Origin of the sequence: Roseibium marinum (assembly GCF_002906165.1) — a bacterium.
GTDB lineage: Bacteria > Pseudomonadota > Alphaproteobacteria > Rhizobiales > Stappiaceae > Roseibium > Roseibium marinum.
Genome location: NZ_PPCN01000029.1, coordinates 1 through 1,001 on the forward strand (window position 1 = coordinate 1; position 1,001 = coordinate 1,001).

Sequence of the window (1,001 nt, forward strand, 5' to 3'; positions counted from 1 at the left end):
GGCGCTGGTCTGGGGATCGATGTGCGCGACGGTTTCCTGCTGGCTGTGAAACAGTCCGGCAACACCGACATGGAGGTGATCGTCGAGGACGACCAGCGCAAGCCGGACGTGGCGGTCCAGCTGGCCGACAAGATGGTCCAGTCGGACAAGGTCGATGTGATGACCGGCATCGTCTGGTCGAACCTGGCCATGGCGGTCATTCCCTCGGTCACGGCGCAGGGCAAGTTCTACCTGTCGCCCAATGCCGGCCCGTCGGCGCTGGCTGGCAAGGGCTGCCATCCGAACTATTTCAACGTCGCCTGGCAGAATGACAACCTGCATGAGGGCGCGGGCGCCTACGCCAATTTCGCCGAATTGAAGAACAGCTTCATCCTGGCGCCGAACTATCCGGCGGGCAAGGACGCGCTGACCGGCTACAAGCGCTTCTACAAGGGTGCGCTTGCCGGGGAGATCTATACCAAGCTGGGCCAGACCGACTATGCGGCGGAACTCGCGCAGATCCGCGCCTCGGGGGCGGACAGCGTGTTCTTCTTCCTGCCGGGCGGCATGGGGATCTCGTTCCTGAAGCAGTACAAGGACAGCGGCATCGACCTTCCGGTGGTGGGTCCTGCGTTTTCGTTCGACCAGGGTATCCTGCAGGCGGTGGGCGACGCGGCGCTTGGTGTGAAGAACACCAGCCAGTGGAGCAAGGACATCGCCAACGAGACCAACAAGGCGTTCGTGGAGAGCTTCCAGGCGGAATACGGCCGCCTGCCGTCGCTTTATGCCTCGCAGGGCTTCGACACGGCGAACCTGCTGCTGTCGGCGATGGCGAAGGCGGATGTGAGCGATGCGGACGCGTTCCGCGCGGCGCTGGAAGAGGCCGACTTCAAGTCGACGCGGGGCAACTTCAGGTTCGGTCCGAACCATCACCCGATCCAGGACATCCATGTCCGCGAGGTGATCAAGGAAGGCGATGTCTACACCAACAAGATCATCGGCACGGCGCTGACCAGCCATGC

Annotated in this window: 1 protein-coding gene; it reads left to right on the forward strand. The window is 63.1% G+C overall.

Annotated elements, in window-relative coordinates; all coding sequences use genetic code 11:
* On the forward strand, positions 1 to 1,001 hold a 1,001-nt coding region (locus CLV41_RS27385; protein ID WP_103225666.1), incomplete at both ends, for an ABC transporter substrate-binding protein.